Consider the following 24,842-nt stretch of genomic DNA (forward strand, 5'->3'; position numbering starts at 1 on the left):
TTGCGGCCAACCTTGGTGGTGGGCTTATTCGCTGAGCGACTCCAGCTTCCACTCGCCACCGCTGCGCAGCGTCAGCGCGAACTGGTGGTGGATCAGCAGCGTGCTGCGGTGGCCGACGCTGACCAGCGTGGCGTGCGGCAGGCGGCTGCGCAGCAGGCGGTACAGCGCCTCTTCCAGCCCTTCGTCCATCGCCGAGGTCGCCTCGTCGAGGAAGATCACCTTCGGCGCCGCCAGCAGCAGACGGCCGAAGCCCAGCCGCTGCTGCTCGCCCAGCGACAGGATGCGGCCCCAGTCGGCCTCTTCGTCCAGTTTGTCGATCAGGTGGCCCAGCTGCACCGAACGCAGTACTTCCGCCGCGCGCTCGTTGTTGGCCGAGGCCGGGTGCGGGTAGTGCAGCGCCGCGCGCAGGCTGCCCAGCGGCAGGTAGGGGCGCTGCGACAGGAACAGCACCTCGCTCTGCGGCGGGCGCTGGATGTGGCCGTCGCAGTGCGGCCACAGCCCGGCGATGGCGCGCAGCAGCGTGGTCTTGCCGCTGCCGGACGGGCCGCGGATCAGCAGCGCCTGGCCGGCGCTGAGGCTGAAGCTGAGCTGGGACAGCAGCGTCTGGCCGTCGGGGGTGCGCAGCGACAGCTGTCGCACGCTGAGGCCTTCGCTCTGCGGTGTCAGCTCCGGGGTCGGCAGCTGGTCGGCGCTGTGGATGGCGTCGATGAAGCCGGTCAGACGATCCAGCACCGCCTTGAAACCGGCGAACTCGTCGTAGGCGCTGCGGAAGAAGGACAGGTTGCTTTGCAACTGGCCGAAGGCCTGCGAGGTCTGCACCATGTCGCCAAGCGTGATCTGCTTGGAGAAGAAGCGCGGCGCCTGCAGGATGAACGGGAAGATCACCCCGGTCTGGCTGACGATCAGGTTGAAGCCGGACAGCTTCAGCGTCCGGTGCACGATGTCCCAGGCGTTGCCGATCACCTGGCGGAAGCGCAGGCGCAGGGTGGTGCCCTCGACCTTCTCGCCGCGGTAGAAGGCGATGTTCTCGCCGTACTCGCGCAGCCGCACCAGCGCATAACGGTAGTCGGCGCCGAATTTCTCGTTGAGGAAGTTGAGCCGGATCAGCGGCTTACCGATGCGGAACGCCAGCACGGTGGCGACGATCACGTAGATGTAGACCATGAACACCAGCCCGCGCGGGATCTCGACGCCGAACAGCGCGAACACGCCGGACAGCCCCCACAGGATCAGCGTGAACTCGAAGGTGGACACCAGCGCGTCGATCACCCCCATCGCCAGCGACAGTGAGGAGCCGACAAAGCTGCTGATGTCCTGCTGGATACGCTGGTCCGGGTTATCCGCCGGCTTGGCCAGGTGCTGGCTGCGGTAGTAGCCCTGCTTGTCCAGCCACTTGCCGAGGAAGTACTCGTTGAGCGACTCCCGCCAGTGAATGGCAAACACCTGACGCAGGTAGTACTCCAGCAGCGAGCGGCCAACGTGTACCGCCGCCAGCACCCCGAAAATCAGCATCGAGGCCCAGAACAGCTTCACGTTCAGCTGTTGCAGTGCGCTGTACATATCGTTGTACCAGCGCGAGAACAGCACGTTGACGCGCACCCCGGCCAGCGTGATCAGCAGGATGGCGCCCAGGCTCAGCAGCGGTTTCCAGCCGCTGATGCGCGGGGTGAAAAACGGTGCCGCCAGCCGCCAGAACTGGCGTCCCCACATGGTGGTGCGCGCCAGCGCGACCCCCAGCAACAGTGATACCAGCAGCGTGATGGCGGTAGCCTTGCCCAGCCAGATGGCGCTTTGCAGCAGTTCCTGACTCCAGTTCATCGGTTCTCCTTATGGCGCAGTAATGCAAAACCCGGTTCGATATGGCCGCCAGCATAGCGTTTTTTGCGCGGGCGGGGCAGCGGCAAACTCCGCTGCGGGGGGATTGACAGCTTTGCTACAATAGCGGTTCACCAATAACCAACTGCACAGGCTCATCCAGTCATGCTTAATCTTTACAACACACTGACCCGCCAAAAAGAAGCATTCAACCCGATCGAACCCGGCAAGGTAAAGATGTATGTGTGTGGCATGACTGTCTACGACCTGTGCCACATCGGCCACGCGCGCATGCTGACCGCCTTCGACGTGATCTACCGCTGGTTTGCCGCCTCCGGTTATGACGTCACCTACGTGCGCAACATCACCGACATCGACGACAAGATCATCAAGCGCGCCGCCGAGCGCGGCATCAGCGCCGAGGCGCTGGTGGAAGAAACCATCGCCGCCATGCACGCCGACACCGGGGCGCTGGGCCTGTTGCGGCCAACCTTCGAGCCGCGCGCCACCCAGCACATCGGCGGCATGCAGGACATCATCAGCAAGCTGATCAGCCGCGGCAAGGCCTACCCGGCGGCCAACGGCGACGTCTACTACGCGGTGCGCGAGTTCGACGGCTACGGCAAGCTGTCCGGCAAGACGCTGGACAACCTGCGCGCCGGCGAGCGCGTCGAGGTCGACCCCAACAAGCGCGACGCGCACGACTTCGTGCTGTGGAAAGCGGCCAAGCCGGGCGAGCCGCAGTGGCAGAGCCCGTGGGGCGCCGGCCGTCCGGGGTGGCATATCGAGTGCTCGGCGATGAGCTGCCACCACCTGGGCGAGCATTTCGACATCCACGGCGGCGGTGAAGACCTGCAGTTCCCGCACCACGAGAACGAAATCGCGCAGAGCGAGGGCGCGCACGGCCAGCAGTACGTGAACTACTGGATGCACAACGGCTTCATCAACGTCGACGGCGAAAAGATGTCCAAGAGCCTGGGCAACTTCTTCACCATCCGCGACGTGCTGGGCCATTTCGACGGCGAGGTGATCCGCTTCTTCATCGTGCGCAGCCACTACCGCAGCCCGGTCAACTTCACCGACGGCATCCTCAACGACGCCAAGCAGGGCCTGACCCGCCTCTACACCGCCTTGCGCGGGCTGGAGCTGCCGGCGACGAGCGGCATCGACTGGAACAATGCCTACGCGGCGCGTTTCAAGGCGGCGATGGACGATGACTTCGGCACTTCCGAGGCGATCTCCGTGCTGTTCGAGCTGGCCGGCGAAGTCAACAAGAGCCGCGACGTGCAGCAGGCGCGCCTGCTGAAAGATCTGGCCGGCGTGCTGGGCCTGTTGCAGCGTGATCCGGAAGCCTTCCTGCAGGGCGAAGCCGGCGACGGCCTGTCGGCGGCGCAGATCGAGGCGCTGATCCAGGCGCGCAAGGACGCGCGCGCCGCCAAGGACTGGGCCGAGTCCGACCGCATCCGCGACCAGCTGACCGCCGCCGGCATCGTGCTGGAAGACAGCGCCGGTACCACCACCTGGCGCCGTGCCTGAGCACGGGCGGGCAGGGCTGGCCGCTGGCCAGCTTTTGCTTGCCAAACCCTTACCAAGTGCGGATAATGCTGCGTTTTAGATGAAGCGCAGGCAAAACCCCTGCGCCCGATTGAAAAGGAAACCGAACATGCAAGCTGACATCCAGCCGAACTACAAAGAAGTTAACGTGACTTGCTCTTGCGGCAACACCTTTGCCACCAAGTCCACCATGGCCAAAGACGCCTTCCACATCGAAGTGTGCTCCGAGTGCCACCCGTTCTACACTGGCAAACAGAAGATCGTTGACACCGCTGGCCGTGTTGACCGCTTCAACCAGAAGTTCGGCAGCTTCTTCAAGCGCTAATTACGCTTGCAGCAGTCCGGAAAAAGGCAGCCACGGCTGCCTTTTTTGTTGTTCCGGTTTATCCTGAAGCCCATTGTCCGAGTACGGCTGTCCCATGCTGACCTATAGCGACTCCTCCCAGTCCCGCCTGCCTGCCGCCACTGAAAAGCCGTGGCTATTGTTGTTGCTGACCTTTGTCTGGCTGTGGCCGGGCATTGTGGGGCACACGCCGTGGAAGCCGGACGAACCCTACGTCACCGCCGTGGTGCAGCACATGCTGGCCGGCGGCCCGTGGTGGCTGCCGGCGATCGACGGCCAGGCGTATCTCGACAGCGCGCCGCTGTATTACTGGGTGGCGACCCTGTTCGCGCGGCTGCTGTCGCCGTGGCTGCTGCCGCTGCATGATGCGGCGCGGCTGGCGACGCCGCTGTTCATGGCGATCGGCCTCGCTTTTGCCGGCGGTGTCGGCCGCGAGCTGATCGGTCGCCGTCATGGCCGCAGCGTGGTGCTGATCCTGATCGGTTGCCTGGGGCTGATCGTCACCGGTCACGAGATGAACCCGGTGGTGGCCGGCTTTGCCGGTTTTGCCGCGGCGCTGTACGCGCTGGTGCTGACGCGGCGGGCGCCGGCGCTGGCCGGTGCCATCCTCGGCGCGGCGACAGTGGTGCTGTTTCTGGCCACCAGCCTGCTGCCGGTGCTGCTGGTGTGGAGCGTGGCGCTGATGCTGCCGGCCTTCGTCAGCTGGCGCAACAAGGGTTACGCCATCACGTTGTTGATGGCGCTGCTGTTTGCCTTGCCGCTGGCGGCACTGTGGCCGCTGGCACTGTATCGCGGCGCGCCGGCGGTGTTCCATGCCTGGTGGCAGTTCCACGCGCTGGGGCCGCTGGACGGCTTCGGCGGCCTCGGCCTGTTCCACGAGTTCGGCTACTACCCGAAGCTGATGCTGTGGTACGCCTGGCCGGCGTGGACGCTGTGGAAGAACCGCCGCTACGAGTTGCCGCTGCTGCAGTTGCCGCTGCTGTTCTTCGCGGTGATCCTGCTGCTGCTGACCTTCTCCAATCGCAGCCATACCGAGGACGCGATGCCGCTGCTGCTGCCGCTGGCGGTGCTGGCGGCGGTGGAGCTGGACAGCCTGCGCCGTGGCGCCGCTGCCTTCCTCAACTGGTTCGGCCTGATGGCATTCGGCCTGTTCTCGCTGCTGGTGTGGCTGGGCTGGGCGGCGATGAACTTCGGTTGGCCGGCCAAGCTGGCGGAGCGCGCCAGCTATTTCAGTCCCTACTATGAGCCGCAGGTATCGTGGCTGGCGCTGCTGCTGGCGCTGGTCGCCACCGCGCTGTGGGGCTGGGCGGTGACGCGGCGCCATCTGCGCGGCCGCCAGGCGGTGACCAACTGGGCCGCCGGACTGGCGCTGCTGTGGGGGCTGCTGATGACGCTGTGGCTGCCGTTCCTCGATGCCGCCAAGAGCTATCAGCCGGTAGTGCAGGGCATGATGCGGGCGATGCCGGCCGGCGAGCACTGCGTGTCGGTATCGGCCAGCCAGCAGCTGGCGCGCATCAGCTGGGGCTATTACGCCGGCCTGCGCCTGCAGCCGGTGGCCGACGGTGCCGCGCCGGCCTGCAACCTGTTGCTGATGGTGCGCGATCGTCGTGTCGATACGCCGCCGCTGCCGGGCTGGCAGGCGCGCTGGAGCGGCAACCGCGCCCGCGACAAGCGCGAGCAGTTCGTGTTGTGGCAGCGCCTGCCGTAAGCGCTCGCCGCCAACAAAAACGCCACCTGACGGTGGCGTTTTGCATGCGGTTGCGGCCAACGTTGGCCGCAGGCGCTAGCTCTGCAGCTCGGGCAGATCGACAAACAGCTGCAGCGCCTCCGGGTTGGCCAGGGCGGTGAGGTTGGTCACCGGCAGGCCGTGGATCACGTTCTTCACCGCCAGCTCGACGATCTTGCCGCTGATGGTCTTCGGAATGTCGGCGACGGCGATGATCTTGGCCGGCACGTGGCGCGGGCTGGCGCCGTTCTTGATCTTGTCGCGGATGGCGGCCTGCAGCGTCTTGTCCAGCTCGCAGCCGTCGCGCAGCTTGACGAACAGCACCACGCGCTCGTCGTCCAGCCAGCGCTGGCCGACGACGATGCTGTCCAGCACCGCGTCGAAGGTTTCCACCTGGCGGTAGATCTCGGCGGTACCGATGCGCACGCCGCCGGGATTGAGCACCGCATCGGAGCGGCCGTAGATGATCATGCCGTCGTGCTCGGTCAGCTCGGCGTAGTCGCCGTGGCACCACACATTGTCGAAACGCTCGAAGTAGGCCTTGCGGTACTTCTCGCCGTCCGCGTCGCCCCAGAAGCCGACCGGCATCGACGGGAACGGTTTGGTGCACACCAGCTCGCCCTTTTCGCCCTGTACCGGCTGGCCGGCATCGTTCCAGATATCCACCGCCATGCCCAGGCCGCGGCACTGCAGCTCGCCGCGATAGACCGGCAGGCTGGCGCAACCCAGCGCGAAGCAGGACACGATGTCGGTGCCGCCGGAAATGGAGGCGAGGTTGATGTCGTCCTTGATCGCGTCGTAGACCCAGTCGAAGCTTTCCGCCACCAGCGGCGAGCCGGTGGAGAACACCGCGCGCAGGCAGCTGAGGTCGTAGTCGCGCTTCGGCTGCAGGTCGATCTTGCGCAGACCGTCGATGTACTTGGCCGAGGTGCCGAACTGCGCGCAGCGATAGGCTTCGGCGTATTGCCACAGGATGTGGCCGCCCTTGGCGAACGGCGAGCCGTCGAACAGCATCAGCGTGGCACCGCTGGCGAGGCCGGACACCAGCCAGTTCCACATCATCCAGCCGCAGGTGGTGAAGTAGAACAGGCGGTCGCCGGCGTGCACGTCGGCGTGCAGCTGGTGCTCCTTCAGGTGTTGCAGCAGGGTGCCGCCGTGGCCGTGCACGATGCACTTGGGCTTGCCGGTGGTGCCGCTGGAATAGAGGATGAACAGCGGGTGGTTGAAGCCGACGCGGCGGAACAGCAGCTCGCTGGCGACAAAGCTGTCGACGAAGCGCTCGAGGGTGACGGCCTTGGGCACCGTTTCCGCGAAGGCGTCGGCGCGCTCCAGGTAGGGCACCACGATCACTTTTTCCACCGATGGCAGGCCGCTGGCGATGATCTGCATCTTCTCGCTGATGTCGACCTGCTTGCCGTTGTACCAGTAGCCGTCCGGGCAGAACAGCAGGCGCGGCGCGGTCTGGCCGAAGCGGTCCAGTGCGCCGTCGGTGCCGAAGTCCGGCGAGCAGCTGGTCCACACCGCGCCAATGCTGCTGGTGGCCAGCATCGCGGCCACCGTCTCCGGCATGTTCGGCATGTAGCCGGCGACGCGGTCGCCTTCGACGATGCCGTGCGCCAACATCGCCTGTTGCAGGCGCGATACCAGATCGGACAGCTCCCACCAGGTCAGCTCGCGTTTGACCTTGTCCTCGCCCCAGAACACCATCGCCAGCGTGTCATCGCGGCGGCGCAACAGGTTTTCCGCGTAGTTGAGTGCGGCCTGCGGGAAGAAACGCGCGGCGCGCATGCCGTCCTTGTCTTCCAGCGCCACGCTGCCCTTGTCTCCGATCACGCCGGCGTAATCCCACAGCTGGCTCCAGAAGCGTTCCGGGCGCTCGATGCTGGCGTGCCACAGACTGGAATAGTCGGGATAGCGCTGGTTGTCCAGCGTTTCCGCCAGCCGGGTAAAGGCGGTCAGGTGGGTCGCGCTCAGGCGGGCCGGCGACGGCTGCCAGATCGGATGGTCTGCTGCGTGCATATCAAGTCTCTCCTCAGGAAGCGTGTGGGGTCGCTCAAGGGTGTCGTTCTTTATTATGAAAGCTGTTTGTCGGCCAGTTTACTGCACAGCCATGCCTGCGGTATAGGCCGCCGGCCACGCGATCCGTGCCGCGTGTGGCCGGCTGGCGGCGTGTTGCGGCCAACCTTGAGCAGGGTTGGCCGCATGCGCGGCGGCTCAGTCTTCCGAATAGCTGCCGTCGTGCATCCAGCGCGCGTGCTGCGGTGCCTTCCGCGTTTCTGCCCATTCGTTGAGCATGTCCCACTTCACCTCGTCCAGCATCTGCATCATCTTCGGCGTGCCGGTATTGCAAGCCAGCTCCAGGCGGTGGCCGTTGGGGTCGAAGAAGTAGATCGACTTGAAGATGGTGTGGTCGGTGGGGCCGATCACGTCGATGCCGGCGGCCTGCAGGCGTGCCTTGGTGGCGAGCAGTGTGTCCAGCGAGTCCACTTCCATCGCCAGATGCTGCACCCAGTTGGGCGTGTTCTGGTCGCGGTCCATCGGCGGCCGCGTCGGCAGCTCGAAGAAGGCGAGGATGTTGCCCTGGCCAGCGTCGAGGAATACGTGCATGTACGGGTCCGGCGCCTTGGTGGACGGTACTTCGTTTTCGGCGATTGCCAGCACGAACTTCATGTCGAGGTGTTTCACGTACCACTCCACCGTTTCCTTGGCGTCCTTGCAGCGATAGGCGACATGGTGAATTTTCTTGATCAGCATGATGGTTCTCTCCGTGAGCGGTGGCCGTGGTGCGGCGCTGATTTCAGTCTGGCACTGATCGCGGTGGCGGCCAGTGGCGATGCTGGCAAGTTAACCATTAATTCGTTATTGGTCAATTTGTTCGATAATAACAAATATTATCGCCGTTGCTGGCGTGGCGAAAATGCTAGAATTGCCGCCGTTTCAACAACACTGACCATGCCAGCGGGCAAGACGGGGTAACGATGGAAAAAGACCGGCGCGGAATCCAATCAATCGAGGTGGGCGGCAGCCTACTGCAGACGCTGGTGCGTCACGGTGCGCCGATGATGCTGAAGGACCTGGCCGGCGAGGCCGGCATGCCGGCGGCGAAGGCGCATCCCTATCTGGTGAGTTTTGGCAAGCTGGGGCTGATCGAGCAGGATGCGGGCAGCGGCCTGTACAAGCTGGGGCCGTTTGCCTTGCAGATGGGGCTGGTGGCGCTGCACGAACTGGACGCGGTCAAGATCGCCACCGAACGGGCGGCGGCGCTGTCGCTGGACATCCAGCAGAACGTGGCGCTGGCGGTGTGGGGCAACCACGGCCCGACCGTGGTGCGGATCCAGGAGTGCAATCGCGTGGTGCACATCAATATGCGGACCGGCACGGTGATGTCGCTGCTGGACTCGGCAACCGGCAAGGTGTTTGCCGCCTACCTGCCGCCGCGGCTGACCGAGGAGATGATCGCCAGCGAGATGGCGGCGCGGCAGGCTGGTATCGAGGAGCAGGCCGCGTTCCAGTCGGCGCTGCAGCGGGTGCGCGAGCGCGGCATGGCGCGCGCGGTGGGCTATCCCTTGCCCGGCATCAACGCTTTCAGTGTGCCGGTGTTCGATCACGCCGGCCAGCTGGCACTGGTGATGACCACGCTGGGGCCGGCGGCGACGTTTTCCTCGGACTGGAACGGGGTGATCGCGCAGCGGCTGCGCAGCGCGGCGGCCGACATCTCCGCGCAGATCGGCTATCGCGGCTGAGTCGTGGCGTCACAGGTGGGTGTCTGACTGCATTCACTGTCGTCGTGACGCCGGCGCCGCGGGTGCGGCGCTCACAAAAAGAAAAACGGGCTGGCAGATGCCAGCCCGTTGCCGTATTGCTTAGAACCTGTTCACGATCTGCTGCGGCTGATATCGATGGGCGATACGGCGCTGAAAACGGCTTCGAATGCTTGTTTGTATCTGGAGAAACGCCGCGTCCTCAGCTGTTTTCGCCTTGTCTCGCTCTAGCTCGCGAGATCGTGAACACGTTCTTAGCCGCCGGAGCAGCCGCAACCGCCGCCGCCGCCACAACCGCCTTGCTGGGCTGCTGGCGCCTGGGCCGGTGCCGGCTCGCTGTCGGCGACATGGATGGTGAAGTCGATGACGACCTGTTGCGGCGAGCGCTCCACGTAGTTGATCAGCACCTGGCCACCGTAGCGCTGCTCGATCTGGCCGAGCAGTGGCAGCGGATCGTGGTCGTTGACGAAGCGCATGCGCTCGCCGTGGTTCAGCGATTCCAGCGCGCCAAAAATGGCGGCATGACGGAAACGCTTGGCCACGCCGCGCGCATCAAAAGGGAAAACCGACAAATCAGAGGTGTGGGTGTGCATGGATGGACTCCTGTCTGTAACAGTGCCCAGCTTACGCACCCGCCGCGCCGCTTTCCTTGAGGCAAAATAAGCGCCGGCGCCGCAGTGCCAGGGTTCGGTATTCGGCGTTCAGTATTCGGCGTCGGCCAGCAACGGCGCGGCGCGATCCCTGGCCGACAGCTGCAGGCCGTCGCACAGCGGCCAGGCAATCGCCAGTTGCGGGTCATCCCAGCGCAGCGCGCGCTCGTGCTGCGGGCTCCAGTAGGCGGTAGTCTTGTACAGCACTTCGGCGTGTTCGCTCAGCGTGACAAAACCATGGGCGAAGCCTTCCGGTATCCACAGCTGGCGATGGTTGGCCGCCGACAGCAGGGTGCCGAAGTGGCGGCCGAAGGTGGCGGAGTCGCGGCGCAGATCGACGACGACGTCGAATACCTCGCCGGCCACACAGCGCACCAGCTTGCCTTGCGCCTGCGGCGGCAGCTGGTAGTGCAAGCCGCGCAGCACGCCGCGGCTGGAGCGGGAGTGGTTGTCCTGCACGAACTCGACGTGGCGGCCGATGGCGGCATCGAATTGCTGCTGGTGGAAGCTCTCGTAGAAAAAACCGCGTTCGTCACCATGGATGCGGGGTTCGATCAGCCACAGGCCGGACAGGCCGGTTTCGCGGAACGGGCTCATTCAGCACCCTTCTTGCAGCAATTGCAGCAGGTAGCGACCATAACCGGTCTTGGCCAGTGGTGCGGCCAACCTTTGCAGCTGGCCGTCGTCGATGTAGCCCATGCGCCACGCCACTTCTTCCGGACAGGCCACCTTCAGGCCCTGGCGTTTTTCGAGGGTGGCGATGAACTGGCTGGCCTCCAGCAGCGAGTCATGGGTGCCGGTATCCAGCCAGGCGTAGCCGCGGCCCATGGTCTCGACTGTGAGCGTGCCGCGTGCGAGGTAGGCGGCATTGACGTCGGTGATCTCCAGCTCGCCGCGCGGCGACGGCTTGATCGACTTGGCAATATCGACCACTTGTGCGTCGTAGAAGTACAGGCCGGTGACGGCGTAATGGGACTTGGGCTGCGCCGGTTTCTCTTCGATGCTGATGGCCTGGCCTGCGCCATCGAACTCGACCACGCCGTAGCGCTCCGGGTCGTTGACGCGATAGGCGAACACGGTGGCGCCCTGTGCTTGCGCCGCGGTGTGCTGCAACTGGCTGGCCAGCTCGGCACCGTAGAAAATATTGTCGCCCAGCACCAGTGCCGACGGCGCACCGGCGAGGAAGGACTCGCCGAGGATGAAGGCCTGTGCCAGGCCATCCGGGCTGGGCTGCACCGTGTACTGCAGCCGGATGCCCCACTGGCTACCGTCGCCCAGCAGTTGCCGGAAGCGGGGGGTGTCCTGCGGCGTGGAAATGATCAGGATGTCGCGGATGCCGGCCAGCAACAGCGTGGTCAGCGGGTAGTAGATCAGCGGCTTGTCGTAGACCGGCAGCAGCTGCTTGCTGACGGCCAGGGTGGCCGGGTACAGGCGGGTGCTGGCGCCACCGGCGAGGATGATGCCTTTACGGTTCATGGTTTTCTTGCGTTATCGAGGGTCTGGAACAACTGCGCCACGCCTTCCTGCCATGACGGCAGCTGCAGGCCGAAGGTGAGCCGCAGCTTGCTGCAGTCGAGCACGGAATTGGCCGGCCGCGTGGCCCGCTGCGGGTACTCGTCGCTGCTGACCGCGTGCAGGCCGTCCGGCGGCAGCATCAGCGTCCAGCCTGCATCGCGGGCCAGCGCGATGACGTGGGCGGCGTAGTCGTGCCAGCTGGTGCGGCCGCTGGCGGCAAGGTGGTAGGTGCCGTAGCTGGTGCTGTCAGGGTAGTTGGCGTAGTGCGGCAGCAACAGCGCGCACACGTCCGCCAGCAGGCTGGCCGGGGTCGGGGCGCCAAACTGGTCGTCGACCACGGCCAGGCGGTCGCGGGTTGCGGCCAGCCTGAGTATGGTTTTCAGGAAATTCTGGCCATAGACGCCGGCCACCCACGAGCTGCGCAGGATGTAGTGGCGGCAGCCGCTGTCGCGGATGGCCTGTTCGCCCAGCCATTTGCTGCGGCCATACACCGATTGCGGATTGGCGCTGTCGTCTTCCAGCCAGGCGCCGAACTTGCTGCCGTCGAACACGTAGTCGCTGGAGTAGTGCACCAGCAGCGCGTTGTGCTGTGCCGCCCACTGAGCCAGCTGCGCCGGTGCTGCAGCGTTGACGGCATGGGCCAGCGCGATTTCATCCTCGGCCTGATCGACCGCGGTATAGGCCGCGGCATTGACAATGATGTCGGGCTGTAAGGCGTCCAGCGTCGCGGCCAGGGTGTGCGGTGCCGCCAGATCGAATTGCTGGCGGCCGGGGCAGCTCAGTACCCCGTGCAGCGCCAGCGCGCGCTTGAGCTCGAAGCCGACCTGGCCGCTGCCGCCGGTGATCAGGATTTTTGCCGGGTAGCTCATGACTGGCCTCCGTATTGCCGGGTCAGCCAGTCGCGGTAGTGGCCGCTGCTGACGCCCTCGACCCAGTCCTGGTTGTCCAGATACCACTGGACGGTTTTGCGGATGCCGGAGTCGAAGGTTTCGGCCGGTTTCCAGCCCAGCTCGCGTTCCAGTTTGCGTGCGTCGATGGCGTAGCGGCGGTCGTGGCCGGGGCGCTCTTGCACATGGGTGATCTGTTCGGCGTAGCCTTTGCCGTCGGCGCGCGGACGCAATTCGTCCAGCAGGCTGCAGATGGTGCGGACCACATCGAGGTTGGCTTTCTCGTTCCAGCCGCCGACGTTGTAGGTTTCGCCGGTGGTTCCGGCCGCCAGTACGCGGCGGATGGCTGCGCAGTGGTCTTTGACGTACAGCCAGTCACGGATCTGCTGGCCGTCGCCGTAAATCGGCAGTGGCTTGCCGGCCAGAGCATTGAGAATGACCAGCGGGATCAGTTTTTCCGGGAAGTGGTAGGGGCCGTAGTTGTTGCTGCAATGGGTGGTCAGTACCGGCAGGCCGTAGCTGTGGTGCCAGGCCCGTACCAGATGGTCGGACGCCGCCTTGCTGGCAGAGTACGGGCTGTTCGGCTCGTAGCGGTGATCTTCGGCGAACGGTGCGTCCTCTGCGGCCAAGGTGCCGTAGACTTCGTCGGTGGAGACGTGCAGCAGGCGGAAGGCGGTCTTGCCTGCGGCAGGCAGGTCGTTCCAGTAGGCACGTACCGATTCCAGCAGCTTGAAGGTGCCGACGACATTGGTCTCGATGAAGTCGCCCGGACCGTGGATGGAGCGGTCGACGTGGCTCTCGGCGGCAAAGTTGAGTACCGCGCGCGGCTGGTGCTCGGCCAGCAGGCGGCCCAGCAGCGCGCGATCGCCGATGTCGCCGTGCACGAAGCGGTGCCGGTCGTCGCCTTGCAGGCTGGCCAGCGTCTGCAGGTTGCCGGCGTAGCTCAGCTTGTCCAGATTGACGACTAGCTCGTCACTGCCGGCCAGCCAGTCCAGCACGAAATTGCCGCCGATAAAGCCGGCACCACCGGTTACCAGAATGGTCATGTTGCTCTTTGCTTGCGGAAGTCGGTCGGGAAGGTCGCAGTGCGGCGGCGCGCCGCCACGGCACTGCTTGTTGCCGGATTGTACTTGCCTTGGCGGCGTAACACGAGCCGCCGCTATAACGCCGGCAGCGGCAAAGCACAACGGCCAGCCGGCGACCGTTGGTCGCCGGCTGGCCGCATAAACGGCAAGGACTCAGCTGCGCAGGCCGCGTGCCTTGGCATACTTGGAGCCCGGCTCGCGCACCAGTGCCTCGGCAATGAACCAGGCGGTATCGGCCAGCTGCTCCAGATCCACCCCGGTGTGGTAGCCCAGCCCGTGCAGCAGGTAGACCACGTCTTCGGTGGCCACGTTGCCGGAGGCGCCCTTGGCATACGGGCAGCCGCCCAGCCCGGCCACCGAGCTGTCGAAGGTGCGTACCCCGGCCTGCAGCGCGGTGTGGATATTGGCAATCGCCATGCCGTAGGTGTCGTGGAAATGGCCGGCCAGCTTGGCCACCGGTACCACCTCGGTCACCGCATCCAGCATCGCGGTCACCTTGTTGGGGGTGCCCACGCCGATGGTGTCGCCCAGCGAGATTTCGTAGCAGCCCATGTCGTACAGCGCACGCGCCACCTCGGCCACCTTGTACGGGGCGGTGTCGCCTTCGTACGGGCAGCCCAGCACACAGGACACATAGCCGCGCACCTTGATGTTTGCCGCCTGCGCCCGCTTCATCACCGATTCGAAGCGCAGCAGGCTCTCGGCGATGCTGGCGTTGATGTTCTTGTGGCTGAACGCCTCGCTGGCGGCACCGAACACCGCGATCTCGCGCACGCCGGCTTCCAGCGCCGCATCCAGCCCCTTGTCGTTGGGCACCAGCACCGGGTAGTCGATGCCGGCGTCCAGGTCCAGCGCCTGCAGCACCTGCAGGCTGTCGGCCATCTGCGGCACCCACTTGGGCGACACGAAGGCGCCGGCCTCGATAGTGCGCAAGCCGGCTGCGGCCAACCTTTCAATCAGCTCCAGCTTGGTAGCCAGGCTGATACTGTGCTTTTCATTCTGCAGCCCGTCGCGCGGGCCGACTTCGACGATTTTTACGTGGGTCATGCTGAGTTCCTTTTTCGCCACGGAAGGCACGGAAGAAAATCCCGTCCCGAAGGTATGCCGTTGTTGCCCCTTGCTGGGGATGGGTGTTGTGCCTTTGGTTTTGTCCGTGGCTTCCGTGTGCTTTCGTGGCAACCAACAAATCAATCCGCCTCGAAATCCACCAGCTCGTCGCCGTCGCTGACCTGCTCGCCGGCGGCAAAGTAGAACGCCAGCACCTTGCCGTCGGCCGGCGCGGTAATGGTGTGTTCCATCTTCATCGCTTCCAGAATCAGCAACGGTTCACCCTTGGCCACGCGGGTGCCGGCTTCGGCCAGCAGCGCCACCACGCGGCCCGGCATCGGCGCCTTCATGTGGGTTTCGCCGTGCACGCCTGCTTCTTCATAGGCGTAAGGATCGAGGTAGTCCACGGCAATGCGCTCGCCGTCGGCAAACAGCACGCGCTGCGCGCCGTGGCGTACCAGTGTGGCGCTGATCTGCTTGCCGCCCAGGTTGGCCGTAAGCTGCTTGCCCTGCAGGCTGGCGCGCAGCGGGATGTCGCTGCCGTTGACGCTGACCAGCTGCTGCTCCTGTTGTTGCTGGCGCAGCAGCACCTCGATGCGGCTGTCGCCGTGGGCAAAGCCGAGGCGACGCTCCAGCGTGCCGTTCAGGCGCCAGCCCTGCAGCGCGCCGAAGGCATGGTTGTCGTCGCTGGCTGCGGCCAACGTTTCACCCACTGCCAGCAGCGCCAGCTGTTCGCTGGACGGCGCGGCGGGGGCGGGCAGCAGGCTGTCGTGGTAACGGGCGATCAGGCCGGTATCCACGTCGCCGCTGGCAAACGCCGGGTTGGCGGCAATGCGGCGCAGGAAGCGGATATTGGTGGTGACGCCCACCACCTGGTAGGCGGCCAGCGCCGCGTCCAGCTGCTGCAGCGCCGCCTCACGCGTTTCGCCCCACACGATCAGCTTGGCGATCATCGGGTCGTAGAACGGCGAAATGGTGTCGCCCTCCAGTACACCGGTATCGACGCGCACATGGGCGTTCTCCGCCGGCGGTTGCAGGTGCACCAGCGTGCCGGTGGCCGGCAGGAAGCCCTTGTCCGGGTCTTCGGCGTAGATGCGCGCCTCGATGCTGTGGCCGTGGATCGCCAGCTGCTGCTGTTGCAGCGGCAGCGGCTGGCCGCTGGCCACTTTCAGCTGCCAGGCCACCAGGTCCTGGCCGGTGATCATCTCGGTAACTGGGTGCTCCACCTGCAGGCGGGTGTTCATTTCCATGAAGTAGAACTGCCCCGACTCCACATCCATGATGAATTCCACGGTGCCGGCGCCGACATAGCCGACGGCGCGCGCGGCAGCTACCGCCGCTTCGCCCATCGCCTGCCGGGTTGCCGCCGGCAGGTGCGGTGCCGGGGCTTCTTCCAGCACTTTCTGGTGGCGGCGCTGCACCGAGCAGTCGCGCTCGAACAGGTAGACACAGCCGCCCAGACTGTCGGCAAACACCTGGATCTCCACGTGGCGCGGACGGGTCAGGTATTTCTCCACCAGCACCTTGTCGTCGCCAAAGCTGGCGCGCGCCTCGCGCTGGCAGCTGGCCAGCGCAGCGATAAAGTCGTCACTGCGCTCCACGATGCGCATGCCCTTGCCGCCACCGCCGGCACTGGCCTTGATCAGCACCGGGTAGCCCATCTTGTCGGCTTCGGCCTTCAGGAACTGTTCATCCTGATTGTCGCCGTGATAGCCCGGCACCAGTGGCACGTTGGCTTTTTCCATCAACGCCTTGGCGGCGGATTTGCTGCCCATGGCGGCAATGGCGCTGGCCGGCGGGCCGATGAAGGCGATGCCGGCAGCCTCGCAGGCGGCGGCGAAGTCTTCGTTTTCCGACAGGAAGCCGTAGCCCGGATGCACCGCCTGCGCGCCGCTTTGTTTGGCAATGTCGAGGATCAGCCCGGCCTTGAGGTAGGACTCGGCGGCCGGCGCCGGCCCCAGACGGTAGGCTTCATCCGCCAGTTTCACGAAGCGGGCGCTGGCGTCGGCATCGGAATACACCGCCACGGTGCGGATGCCCATGGCGCAGGCGGTCTTGATCACGCGGCAGGCGATTTCGCCACGGTTGGCGATGAGGATCTTAGTGAACATGGTGCTCTCCCGTGGCGAACTCGCCGCGGCACTGGCGTGCCGTCTGGCAATTTTGCTGCGCAGCTGCGCAGCCTTGCGGCTGCTGGTCGCCACGGTTGGCGATGAGGATCTTGGTGAACATATGGGAGCTTTCCCTTTTCTTGTCTGTTCGCTGCAGAGAGGACTAAGCGGCGGAATCCACCCGTTCAAATTTGCCGGTGGGACGCAGTGTTTTGCCTACCCGGGGTTGCTTGCGGCCAAGGTCAAAGGTTGGCCGCAAGGGCGGGGTGGTCAGTCCTTGATCCACTGTGGCGGACGCTTGTCGAAGAAGGCGGCCAGGCCTTCGCGCGCCTCGTCGGTGACGCGGGTGGCGGCGATGGTGTGCGCGGTGTCGTCCAGCAGCGTGTCGTCCAGCGGCGAGCCCTGTCGCAGGTCGGCCAGCAACTCCTTGGCGGCGGTCAGCGCGTGCGGACCGCCACGGACCAGCTCGGCGGCCACTTCGGCAACGCGTGTATCCAGTGCCTCGGCTGACACCACCTCATGCACCAGGCCGATGCGCTCGGCGGTGGCGGCGTCGATGCGCTCGGCGGTCAGGAAGTAGCGTCGTGCCTGGCGCTGGCCGATGGCATCGGCGACATAGGGGCCGATGGTGGCCGGGATCAGGCCGAGGCGCACTTCGGTCAGCGCGAACTTGGCGGCGTCGGTGGCGATGGCGATGTCGCATACCGCGGTGAGACCGGTGCCACCGGCCATTGCCGCGCCGTGGATGCGCGCGATCACCGGCTTCTTGCTGCGGTAGATGCCTTTCAGCATCGCCGCCAGCTTGCGCGCGTCGTCGAGGTTCTGTGCCTCGCTGTAACCGGCGGCGCGGCGCATCCAGTCCAGATCGGCGCCGGCGGAGAAGCTCTTGCCACGTCCGGCCAGCACGATTACGCGCACGCCGGCATCCTCGTTCAGGATGCGGAAGGCGGCGGTGAGATCGGCGATCAGGTGCTCGTTCATCGCATTGTGCAGCTCCGGGCGGTTCATCCACACGGTGGCGACCTGACCGGCGCGTTCGATTTCCAAGGTGCTGTAAGTCATTGGAAAGCCCTTTCTTTTATTTGCCACAGAAACCACGGAAGAGCACAGAAGTCATGGCAGCCCGGCTGGGTATCTCTACGCTGTGGCGGCCGTCAAGGCGGGCGCCGTTGTCCGTGTTTTCTGTGGATTCCGTGGCTAAAGAAAACTACATGCGGAACACGCCAAAGCGTGTTTTTTCCACCGGCGCCGATAGGGTCGCTTCCAGCGCCAGGCTCAACACCTCGCGCGTTTGCGCCGGGTCGATCACGCCGTCGTCCCACAGTCGCGCGCTGGCGTAGTAGGGGTGGCCCTGCTGCTCGTACTGCTCGCGCACCGGCGCTTTCAGCGCTTCTTCCTGCTCTGGCGTGAAGGCGTCGCCCAGCTGTTCCTTCTTCACCTGCGCCAGCACGCCGGCGGCCTGTTCGCCGCCCATTACCGAGATGCGGCTGTTCGGCCACATCCACAGGAAGCGCGGCGAGTAGGCGCGGCCGCACATGCCGTAGTTGCCGGCGCCGAAGCTGCCGCCGATCAGTACCGTGAACTTGGGTACGCTGGCGCAGGCCACCGCGGTCACCAGCTTGGCGCCGTCCTTGGCGATGCCGCCGTTTTCGTACTTCTTGCCGACCATGAAGCCGGTGATGTTCTGCAGGAACACCAGCGGAATGCCACGCTGGCAGCACAGCTCGACGAAGTGCGCGCCCTTGAGCGCGGACTCGGAAAACAGGATGCCGTTGTTGGCGATGATGCCGACGCGGTAACCGTTGAGACGGGCAAAACCCGTCACCAACGTCGTACCGTAGTTCTGTTTGAATTCGTCGAAGTCGGAGTTGTCGACTAGGCGCGCGATGATCTCGCGCACATCGAACGGCTTTTTCGCATCGGCCGGGATTACGCCGTAGATTTCCTCGGCGCCGTAGCGCGGCGGGCGCGGGTCGATGCGGTCGAGCGTGCCCTGTTTCTGCCAGTTGAGGTCGGACACGATGCGGCGGGCGATGGCCAGCGCGTGGGCGTCGTTCTGCGCCAGATGGTCGGCGACGCCAGATATTCTGGTATGCACGTCGCCGCCGCCCAGCTCTTCCGCCGTCACCACCTCGCCGGTGGCGGCCTTCACCAGCGGCGGGCCGCCGAGGAAGATGGTGCCCTGGTCCTTGACGATCACCGTCTCGTCGCTCATCGCCGGCACGTAGGCGCCGCCGGCGGTGCAGCTGCCCATCACCACCGCGATCTGCGGGATGCCGTCGGCAGACAGCTTGGCCTGGTTGTAGAAGATGCGGCCGAAGTGGTCGCGATCGGGGAACACCTCGTCCTGCAGCGGCAGGAAGGCGCCGCCGGAATCGACCAGGTAGACGCAGGGCAGGCGGTTTTCGCGGGCGATTTCCTGTGCGCGCAGGTGTTTTTTCACCGTCATCGGGTAGTAGGTGCCGCCCTTGACGGTGGCGTCGTTGGCGATGACCAGACACTCGATGCCGGAAATGCGGCCCACCCCGGTGATGACGCTGGCGCCGGGGGCGTCGTCGCCATACATGCCGTAGGCGGCCAGCTGCGACAATTCGAGGAAGGGCGAGCCGGGGTCGAGCAGCAGGTTGATGCGCTCGCGCGGCAACAGCTTGCCGCGGGCGACGTGTTTCTCGCGCGCCTTGTCGCCGCCGCCCAGCGCGGCCTTGGCGACTTTTTCTTTCAGGTCGGCCACCAGCGCGCGCATCTTGTCGGCATTGGCCTGGAAGTCGGCGGCGCGGGGGGAGAGCTTGGATTCGATGATGGGCATGGTTGCGCCTCTATCGGTACGGAACAAGGTGCGGCAAGGTTGGCCGCACCGCTTGGGCTTGGCGGGCCGCGCTTAGCGGGTCTCGGCCATCAGTTCGCGGCCGATCAGCCAGCGGCGGATTTCGCTGGTGCCGGCGCCGATCTCGTACAGCTTGGCGTCGCGCAGCAGGCGGCCGGTCGGGTATTCGTTGATGTAGCCGTTGCCACCCAGACACTGGATGGCGTCCAGCGCCATCTGCGTCGCCGCTTCGGCGGCGTAGAGGATGGCGCCGGCGGCGTCCTTGCGCGTCTGGCGCCCGGATTCGCCACGGTCCAGCGCCTGGCCGACGGCGTAGACGTAGGCGCGGCTGGCAGAAAGCTTCACGTACATGTCGGCCAGCTTGCCCTGCATCAGCTGGAAGTCGCCGATGGCCTGGCCGAACTGCTTGCGGTCGTTCAGGTAGGGCACGGTCACGTCCATGCACGCCTGCATGATGCCCAGCGGGCCGGCGGACAGCACCGCGCGTTCGAAGTCGAGGCCGCTCATCAGCACCTTGACGCCGTTGCCTTCGCCGCCCAGCACGTTTTCTTCCGGCACGAAGCAGTCGTCAAAGAAGATCGGGTAGGTGTTGGAGCCGCGCATGCCCAGCTTGTCCAGCTTGCTGCCGTGGCTGAAGCCGGCAAAGCCTTTTTCGATGATGAAGGCGGTAATGCCTTTCGGGCCGGCGTTGACGTCGGTCTTGGCGTACACCACCAGCGTGTCGGCGTCGCCGCCGTTGGTGATCCACATCTTGCTGCCGTTGAGCTTGTAACCGCCGTCGACCTTGTCGGCACGCAGCTTCATGCTCACCACGTCGGAGCCGGCATTCGGCTCGGACATTGCCAGCGCGCCGACGTGTTCGCCGGAGATCAGCTTGGGCAGATACTTGCGTTTCTGCTCGTCGTTGCCATTCTTGTAGATCTGGTTCACGCACAGATTGGAGTGCGCGCCGTAGGAGAGGGCGACCGAGGCGCTGGCGCGGGAGATTTCTTCCATCGCGATCATGTGCGCGAGGTAGCCCATGTTGGCGCCGCCGTACTCTTCGCTGACGGTGATGCCCAGCAGGCCGAGATCGCCGAACTTCTGCCACAGGTCGGCCGGGAACAGGTTGTCGCGGTCGATGTCGGCGGCGCGCGGGGCGATTTCGCTCTGGGCGAAGTCGCGCACCGTTTCGCGCAGCATGTCGTAGGTGTCACCGTGGGCAAAGCGCAAGCTGCTGTACATGTGTCTCTCCTTTGTGCGAACTGCCCGGTGCCGTTGGCATCTCGTGGCGGCTATCTCTGTGTTGTAGCGGATGGTGGCGATTGCGCCATCTGCGCTGCGGCATGACTTAATCTTGAATTACGCTTACGTTAACGTCAATACAAAATGACGAAACCATCCTTCAGGATGGCGGGAAAGCCTCAGGCTGTGGCGTCCTTGCCGGTCATGGTGTCGATCACCTGGCGGCAGTGGCCTTCCAGTACCACAATCTCGGACAGCACCGCGTCGATATCGTTGCGCTGTTCTTCCAGTTGCTTCTTGCGCTCGGACAACAGCTGCAGCAGCTTCAGCGACTGGCTGGCCTCGTCGCGCGCCAGTTCGTACAGGTCGAGGATCTCGCGGATCTCCGACAGCGCGAGGCCGATGCGCTTGCCGCGCAGGATCAGCTTCAGCCGTGCGCGGTCGCGGTGGGTAAACAGGCGCTGGCGGCCTTCGCGCTGCGGCTCGATCAGGCCCTGTTCCTCGTAGAAGCGGATGGTGCGCAGGGTGATGTCAAAATCCCGTGCCAGGTCGGAAATGGTGAAAAGGCGTTCTTCGCTCATGATGGTTCCTGTTGGTCTGGCGCGATTGTAGCGTTTTTTGCCGGCCTTGCCGCGACAAGGCTTGAGTTTACGTTAACGTAATAGTAAGTTTGTGGCAAAGCGATAACAGCACAATGCAACGGAGAACACACCATGACGTCGATGTCCGCTCTACCCAGTTATGTGCACGGCACCGGTGACAAGCCGCTGATCGGCCAGACCATCGGCCAGTTTTTTGACGACGCCTGCCGCCGTTTTGCCGAACGCGACGCGCTGATCGTGCGTCACCAGGGCATACGCTGGCGTTACGCCGAGCTGCAGGAGCAGGTCGAGCGCCTTGCCTGCGGCCTGCGCCGGCTGGGGCTGCAGACTGGCGAGCGCATCGGCATCTGGTCACAGAACAACAGCGAGTGGCTGCTGATGCAGTTCGCCACCGCCAAGGCCGGACTGGTGCTGGTTAACATCAATCCCGCCTATCGCCGCAGCGAGCTGGAATATGCGCTGAACAAGGTCGATTGCCGCGCGCTGGTACTGGCGCCGAGCTTCAAGAGCAGCGACTACCTCGCGATGGTGAACGATCTCGCGCCGGAGCTGGCCGCAAGCCGGCCGGGCGAATTGCAGGCGGCGAAGCTGCCGGCGCTGCGCTGGGTGATTCGCCTGGGCGAGGAGGTGACGGCGGGCATGCTCAACTTCCCGGCCTTGCTGGCCGAGCCGACGGCGGCAGAGCGGCAAACGTTGGCCGCAATCGGCGACGCGCTGCAGTTCGACGACGCCATCAATATCCAGTTCACCTCCGGCACCACCGGCAGCCCGAAAGGCGCCACGCTCACCCACCACAACATCCTCAACAACGGCTTTTTCGTCGGCGAGGCGATGCGCCTCACCGAGCACGACCGGCTGTGCATCCCGGTGCCGCTCTACCACTGCTTCGGCATGGTGCTGGGGGTGCTGGCCTGCCTCACCCATGGTGCGGCGATGGTGTTCCCGTCGGAAGCGTTCGAGCCGCTGGCGGTGCTGCAGACGGTGGCGGAGGAGAAGTGCACCGCGCTGCACGGCGTGCCGACCATGTTCATCGCGGTGCTGGATCACCCGCGCTTCGCCGAATTCGACCTGTCCGCACTGCGCACCGGCATCATGGCCGGCAGCCCGTGCCCGATCTCGGTGATGGAGCGGGTGGTGGCGCAGATGCACATGGCCGAGGTCACCATCGCCTACGGAATGACCGAGACCAGCCCGGTCAGCTTCCAGAGCGCGACCGATACCCCGGTGGCGAAAAAAGTGGCCACCGTGGGCCGCATCCATCCGCACGTGGAGGTCAAGATCGTCGACGTCGAGGGCCGCATCGTGCCGCGCGGCGAAACCGGCGAGCTGCTCACCCGCGGCTACTCGGTGATGCTCGGCTACTGGGGCGACGAGGAAAAAACGCGTGAAGCGATCGACGCTGCCGGCTGGATGCACACCGGCGACCTGGCGGTGCTGGACGCCGACGGCTACTGCAATATCGTCGGCCGGGTGAAGGACATGGTGATCCGCGGCGGCGAGAACATCTATCCGCGCGAGATCGAGGAATTCCTGTACCGCCATCCCAAGGTGCAGGACGTGCAGGTGGTCGGCGTGCCGGACACCAAGTATGGCGAGGAGCTGTGCGCGTGGATACGGCTGCGCGACGGCGAGAGCTGCACCGTGGAAGAAATCCGCGCCTTCTGCGACGGCCAGATCGCGCACTACAAGATCCCGCGCTACATCGAATTCGTCGATGCCTTCCCGATGACCATCACCGGCAAGATCCAGAAATTCATGATGCGGCAGCAGATGAAGGACAAGCTGGGGCTGGACGAAGCCAAGACCGCCTGACGCGGCAGTGCCCTGCGCTGTGCCGGGTCAGCAGCAGCCGTGTGCGGTGTCGCCACCGCCACGGCTGTTTCTTTTTTGCGGCCAACGTTGGCCGCAACCGTCGTTGTTCGCCGGTCGCGATTACCCGCGCCGGCCGGCGCGCGGCATGGTGGCGAGTGTTGCTTTGTGCCTGGCGCGCCCTGGCGCCGATGGCAAGCGCAGTCGCCGGTGTCGAGTTTAGCCGCAGCGGTGTGCCTGCGGCCAAGCGCTCACCAGCTGCCGGCCGGCGACCACCAGCGGCTAGGTGCCGCCCACGTGCCAGCTCAGCACTTCGCGCTGTTCTTCCGCTTCGGCACGGGCGGTGGCGATGCGATCTTCCTTCAGCTGGGCGCGCACCGTGTCCGGCAGTGCGGCCAGCGCGTCGCTGATGGCGGCGGCGAGCAGATCGCCGACCATGCACGCCGGGTCGCGCTGTCGCAGGTGGGCCAGCGCTTCCAGCTCGCGCACCAGTGCTGCCGGCACCGGGCCGGACACATTGCGCACCGAGGAGCTGCGCAGGTCGCAGCTGTAGGCACTGGCGGTGCCGCTGCACCAGCTGGCAACCAGTTCGTTGATCTTGTCACCCATGGTCTCTGCCTCCGCATTGGTTTCGGGCGCCTCGATGCCGCACCCCGTAGTGCTTTATAGCCGCTGGATCGCGAATTGGGACGCCCCGCGCCGGTGGCCCGGCTGGTCTATGGCGTCGCCGTGACGGGGGGCAGACGGGGTGACGGCGGCGGCCATGGTCGGCTGCGCTCGTCGATCGCTTGAAAGCGGAGGCGGCCGCTGCGGCGTGGCCGTTGTCGCGGTTTCGCCCTGGTTGCGTGCCACCGGCTGGCCCTGTTCCCTGGAGGGCACCGGCCTGGGCCTTGTTCGGTTTTCCTGAACGGGCCGTCGGTTTTTTCCGCTATGGTGCGCGTGGCGCGGGCGCTACAGTGCCGGCATCGGGATTGGCAACCGCCAGTCAGCGTACATCCAAGGAGCCAGAACATGATTGCTATCCGTCCCGCCCACGCCCGCGGCAAGGCCGATTTTGGCTGGCTGCAGAGCCGCCACAGCTTTTCCTTCGGCCACTACTACGATCCGGCGCACATGGGCTTTTCCGATCTGCGCGTGATCAACGACGACCGCGTCGCGCCGCGCGCCGGCTTCGATACCCACGGCCACCGCGACATGGAAATCATCAGCTACGTGCTCGACGGCGCCATCCGCCACCGCGATTCCGCCGGCAACGAGGCGGTGCTGCGCGCCGGCGAATTCCAGGTGATGAGTGCCGGCCGCGGCATCATGCACAGCGAGTTCAATGCCAGCAACGACGCGTCGCTGCACTTCCTGCAGATCTGGATCGAGCCGCGCGAGGCGGGCGGCGAACCGGGCTACCAGCAGAAGGACTTCGGCCTGCAGTCGGGGCTGACGCTGGTGGCCTCGCCGGACGCTGCCGCCGGCAGCCTCGCCATCCGCCAGGACGCACGCCTGTACCAGCTGCTGCTGGCGCCGGGCGAGGCGCTGGATTTCGCGCAGGCCAGCGGCCGCCGCAGCTATGTGCACCTGATCCGCGGCAGTCTGCAGCTGGCGGATGTGCAACTGGCGCCGGGCGATGGCGCCAGGGTCAGCCAGTTGCCGGCCTACACCCTGCGCAACAACGGCAGCGAACCGCTGCAGGCGCTGCTGTTCGATCTGGCCTGAGCCGGCGCTGTCGCCGCCCGCCGCTGTCCGCGCGACCAGCCGGGCGGGGCGCAAGGTCTTGCCGTCGCGCCACGCGCCGGCTTGTGTGCTGGCCAAGGTTGGCCGCAAGGTCTGCTGACGCACCGGCCGCGGCTGTCTGCACGGCATGGGGCGTCAGCCATGGCCGCCCGTCGCCCCGTGCC

At 65.5% G+C, this 24,842-nt stretch carries 23 protein-coding genes; 7 read left to right on the plus strand and 16 right to left on the minus strand.

Annotated elements, in window-relative coordinates:
* Nucleotides 1-24 precede the first annotated feature (24 nt).
* On the minus strand, nt 25-1,818 hold the full coding sequence (locus tag C8E02_RS14360; RefSeq protein WP_047967046.1) for an ABC transporter ATP-binding protein/permease: 1,794 nt from the start codon (nt 1,816-1,818) through the stop codon (nt 25-27).
* A 162-nt stretch (nt 1,819-1,980) separates the two neighbouring features.
* On the opposite strand from C8E02_RS14360, the gene cysS reads away from it, so the two are divergent.
* The 3 genes from cysS (at nt 1,981) to C8E02_RS14375 (ending at nt 5,420) form a co-directional block, all read left to right on the plus strand.
* Nucleotides 1,981-3,351, plus strand: coding sequence for a cysteine--tRNA ligase (cysS, locus tag C8E02_RS14365; protein WP_120811792.1), 1,371 nt, complete (start codon nt 1,981-1,983; stop codon nt 3,349-3,351).
* A gap of 127 nt (nt 3,352-3,478) precedes the next feature.
* Nucleotides 3,479-3,694, plus strand: coding sequence for a 50S ribosomal protein L31 (gene rpmE, locus C8E02_RS14370; protein WP_047967044.1), 216 nt, complete (start codon nt 3,479-3,481; stop codon nt 3,692-3,694).
* 94 nt (nt 3,695-3,788) lie between these two features.
* Nucleotides 3,789-5,420, plus strand: a complete 1,632-nt coding sequence (locus C8E02_RS14375; protein WP_120811795.1) for an ArnT family glycosyltransferase — start codon at nt 3,789-3,791, stop codon at nt 5,418-5,420.
* Between the two features lie 75 nt (nt 5,421-5,495).
* On the opposite strand, the gene C8E02_RS14380 is transcribed toward C8E02_RS14375, so the two are convergent.
* Complete coding sequence (locus C8E02_RS14380) at nt 5,496-7,457, minus strand: acetoacetate--CoA ligase (RefSeq protein WP_120811797.1); 1,962 nt, start codon at nt 7,455-7,457, stop codon at nt 5,496-5,498.
* A gap of 195 nt (nt 7,458-7,652) precedes the next feature.
* A complete protein-coding gene (locus tag C8E02_RS14385; protein ID WP_120811800.1) occupies nt 7,653-8,192 on the minus strand; it encodes a VOC family protein in 540 nt (179 codons plus the stop codon).
* On the opposite strand from C8E02_RS14385, the gene C8E02_RS17280 reads away from it, so the two are divergent.
* Together C8E02_RS17280 and C8E02_RS14390 are read left to right on the plus strand one after the other, a co-directional pair.
* Entirely contained in the window at nt 8,169-8,414 is a 246-nt protein-coding gene (locus C8E02_RS17280) for a hypothetical protein (RefSeq protein ID WP_147424505.1), read from the plus strand. The genes C8E02_RS14385 and C8E02_RS17280 overlap by 24 nt on opposite strands.
* Before the next feature lie 2 nt (nt 8,415-8,416).
* Entirely contained in the window at nt 8,417-9,181 is a 765-nt protein-coding gene (locus tag C8E02_RS14390) for an IclR family transcriptional regulator (protein ID WP_120811804.1), read from the plus strand.
* Nucleotides 9,182-9,453: 272 nt separating this feature from the next.
* Here the strand turns inward: C8E02_RS14390 and C8E02_RS14395 are convergent, their stop codons facing one another.
* The 12 genes from C8E02_RS14395 to C8E02_RS14445 form a co-directional block, all read right to left on the minus strand.
* On the minus strand, nt 9,454-9,792 hold the full coding sequence (locus C8E02_RS14395) for a DUF2249 domain-containing protein (protein WP_047967039.1): 339 nt from the start codon (nt 9,790-9,792) through the stop codon (nt 9,454-9,456).
* 108 nt (nt 9,793-9,900) lie between these two features.
* Nucleotides 9,901-10,446 carry a dTDP-4-dehydrorhamnose 3,5-epimerase gene (rfbC, locus tag C8E02_RS14400; protein ID WP_120811807.1) on the minus strand — a complete coding sequence of 182 codons (546 nt, stop codon included), beginning with the start codon at nt 10,444-10,446 and terminating at the stop codon, nt 9,901-9,903.
* Nucleotides 10,447-11,325: a glucose-1-phosphate thymidylyltransferase RfbA gene (gene rfbA / locus C8E02_RS14405; protein WP_120811810.1), complete on the minus strand. Its 879-nt coding sequence runs from the start codon at nt 11,323-11,325 to the stop codon at nt 10,447-10,449. It abuts the gene before it with no gap.
* Nucleotides 11,322-12,233 carry a dTDP-4-dehydrorhamnose reductase gene (rfbD, locus tag C8E02_RS14410; RefSeq protein ID WP_120811813.1) on the minus strand — a complete coding sequence of 304 codons (912 nt, stop codon included), beginning with the start codon at nt 12,231-12,233 and terminating at the stop codon, nt 11,322-11,324. Before rfbD ends, rfbA begins: the two co-directional genes overlap by 4 nt.
* Nucleotides 12,230-13,297: a dTDP-glucose 4,6-dehydratase gene (gene rfbB, locus C8E02_RS14415; protein WP_120811816.1), complete on the minus strand. Its 1,068-nt coding sequence runs from the start codon at nt 13,295-13,297 to the stop codon at nt 12,230-12,232. Before rfbB ends, rfbD begins: the two co-directional genes overlap by 4 nt.
* Nucleotides 13,298-13,489: 192 nt before the next feature.
* Nucleotides 13,490-14,383, minus strand: coding sequence for a hydroxymethylglutaryl-CoA lyase (locus C8E02_RS14420; protein ID WP_120811818.1), 894 nt, complete (start codon nt 14,381-14,383; stop codon nt 13,490-13,492).
* A 140-nt stretch (nt 14,384-14,523) separates the two neighbouring features.
* On the minus strand, nt 14,524-16,494 hold the full coding sequence (locus C8E02_RS14425) for an acetyl/propionyl/methylcrotonyl-CoA carboxylase subunit alpha (protein ID WP_120811821.1): 1,971 nt from the start codon (nt 16,492-16,494) through the stop codon (nt 14,524-14,526).
* Nucleotides 16,484-16,615 carry a hypothetical protein gene (locus C8E02_RS17760; protein ID WP_281268925.1) on the minus strand — a complete coding sequence of 44 codons (132 nt, stop codon included), beginning with the start codon at nt 16,613-16,615 and terminating at the stop codon, nt 16,484-16,486. Before C8E02_RS17760 ends, C8E02_RS14425 begins: the two co-directional genes overlap by 11 nt.
* A gap of 149 nt (nt 16,616-16,764) precedes the next feature.
* Complete coding sequence (locus C8E02_RS14430) at nt 16,765-17,556, minus strand: enoyl-CoA hydratase/isomerase family protein (RefSeq protein WP_120811824.1); 792 nt, start codon at nt 17,554-17,556, stop codon at nt 16,765-16,767.
* 145 nt (nt 17,557-17,701) lie between these two features.
* Nucleotides 17,702-19,300, minus strand: a complete 1,599-nt coding sequence (locus tag C8E02_RS14435; protein ID WP_047967032.1) for a carboxyl transferase domain-containing protein — start codon at nt 19,298-19,300, stop codon at nt 17,702-17,704.
* Between the two features lie 72 nt (nt 19,301-19,372).
* Nucleotides 19,373-20,542 carry an isovaleryl-CoA dehydrogenase gene (locus C8E02_RS14440; RefSeq protein ID WP_120811826.1) on the minus strand — a complete coding sequence of 390 codons (1,170 nt, stop codon included), beginning with the start codon at nt 20,540-20,542 and terminating at the stop codon, nt 19,373-19,375.
* 179 nt (nt 20,543-20,721) lie between these two features.
* The gene (locus C8E02_RS14445; RefSeq protein ID WP_047967030.1) at nt 20,722-21,123 is read right to left on the minus strand and encodes a MerR family transcriptional regulator; all 402 of its coding nucleotides are present in this window, start codon (nt 21,121-21,123) and stop codon (nt 20,722-20,724) included.
* Between the two features lie 132 nt (nt 21,124-21,255).
* On the opposite strand from C8E02_RS14445, the gene C8E02_RS14450 reads away from it, so the two are divergent.
* Nucleotides 21,256-22,956 carry an AMP-binding protein gene (locus tag C8E02_RS14450; RefSeq protein ID WP_211329257.1) on the plus strand — a complete coding sequence of 567 codons (1,701 nt, stop codon included), beginning with the start codon at nt 21,256-21,258 and terminating at the stop codon, nt 22,954-22,956.
* 279 nt (nt 22,957-23,235) lie between these two features.
* On the opposite strand, the gene C8E02_RS14455 is transcribed toward C8E02_RS14450, so the two are convergent.
* Nucleotides 23,236-23,562, minus strand: coding sequence for a hypothetical protein (locus C8E02_RS14455; protein WP_120811832.1), 327 nt, complete (start codon nt 23,560-23,562; stop codon nt 23,236-23,238).
* 402 nt (nt 23,563-23,964) lie between these two features.
* Here C8E02_RS14455 and C8E02_RS14460 point away from each other — a divergent pair, with 402 nt between their 5' ends.
* Nucleotides 23,965-24,660, plus strand: a complete 696-nt coding sequence (locus C8E02_RS14460) for a pirin family protein (RefSeq protein ID WP_120811835.1) — start codon at nt 23,965-23,967, stop codon at nt 24,658-24,660.
* Nucleotides 24,661-24,842: the final 182 nt, after the last annotated feature.

This window comes from Vogesella indigofera, from assembly GCF_003633895.1.
In the GTDB taxonomy this organism is placed as follows: domain Bacteria; phylum Pseudomonadota; class Gammaproteobacteria; order Burkholderiales; family Chromobacteriaceae; genus Vogesella; species Vogesella indigofera.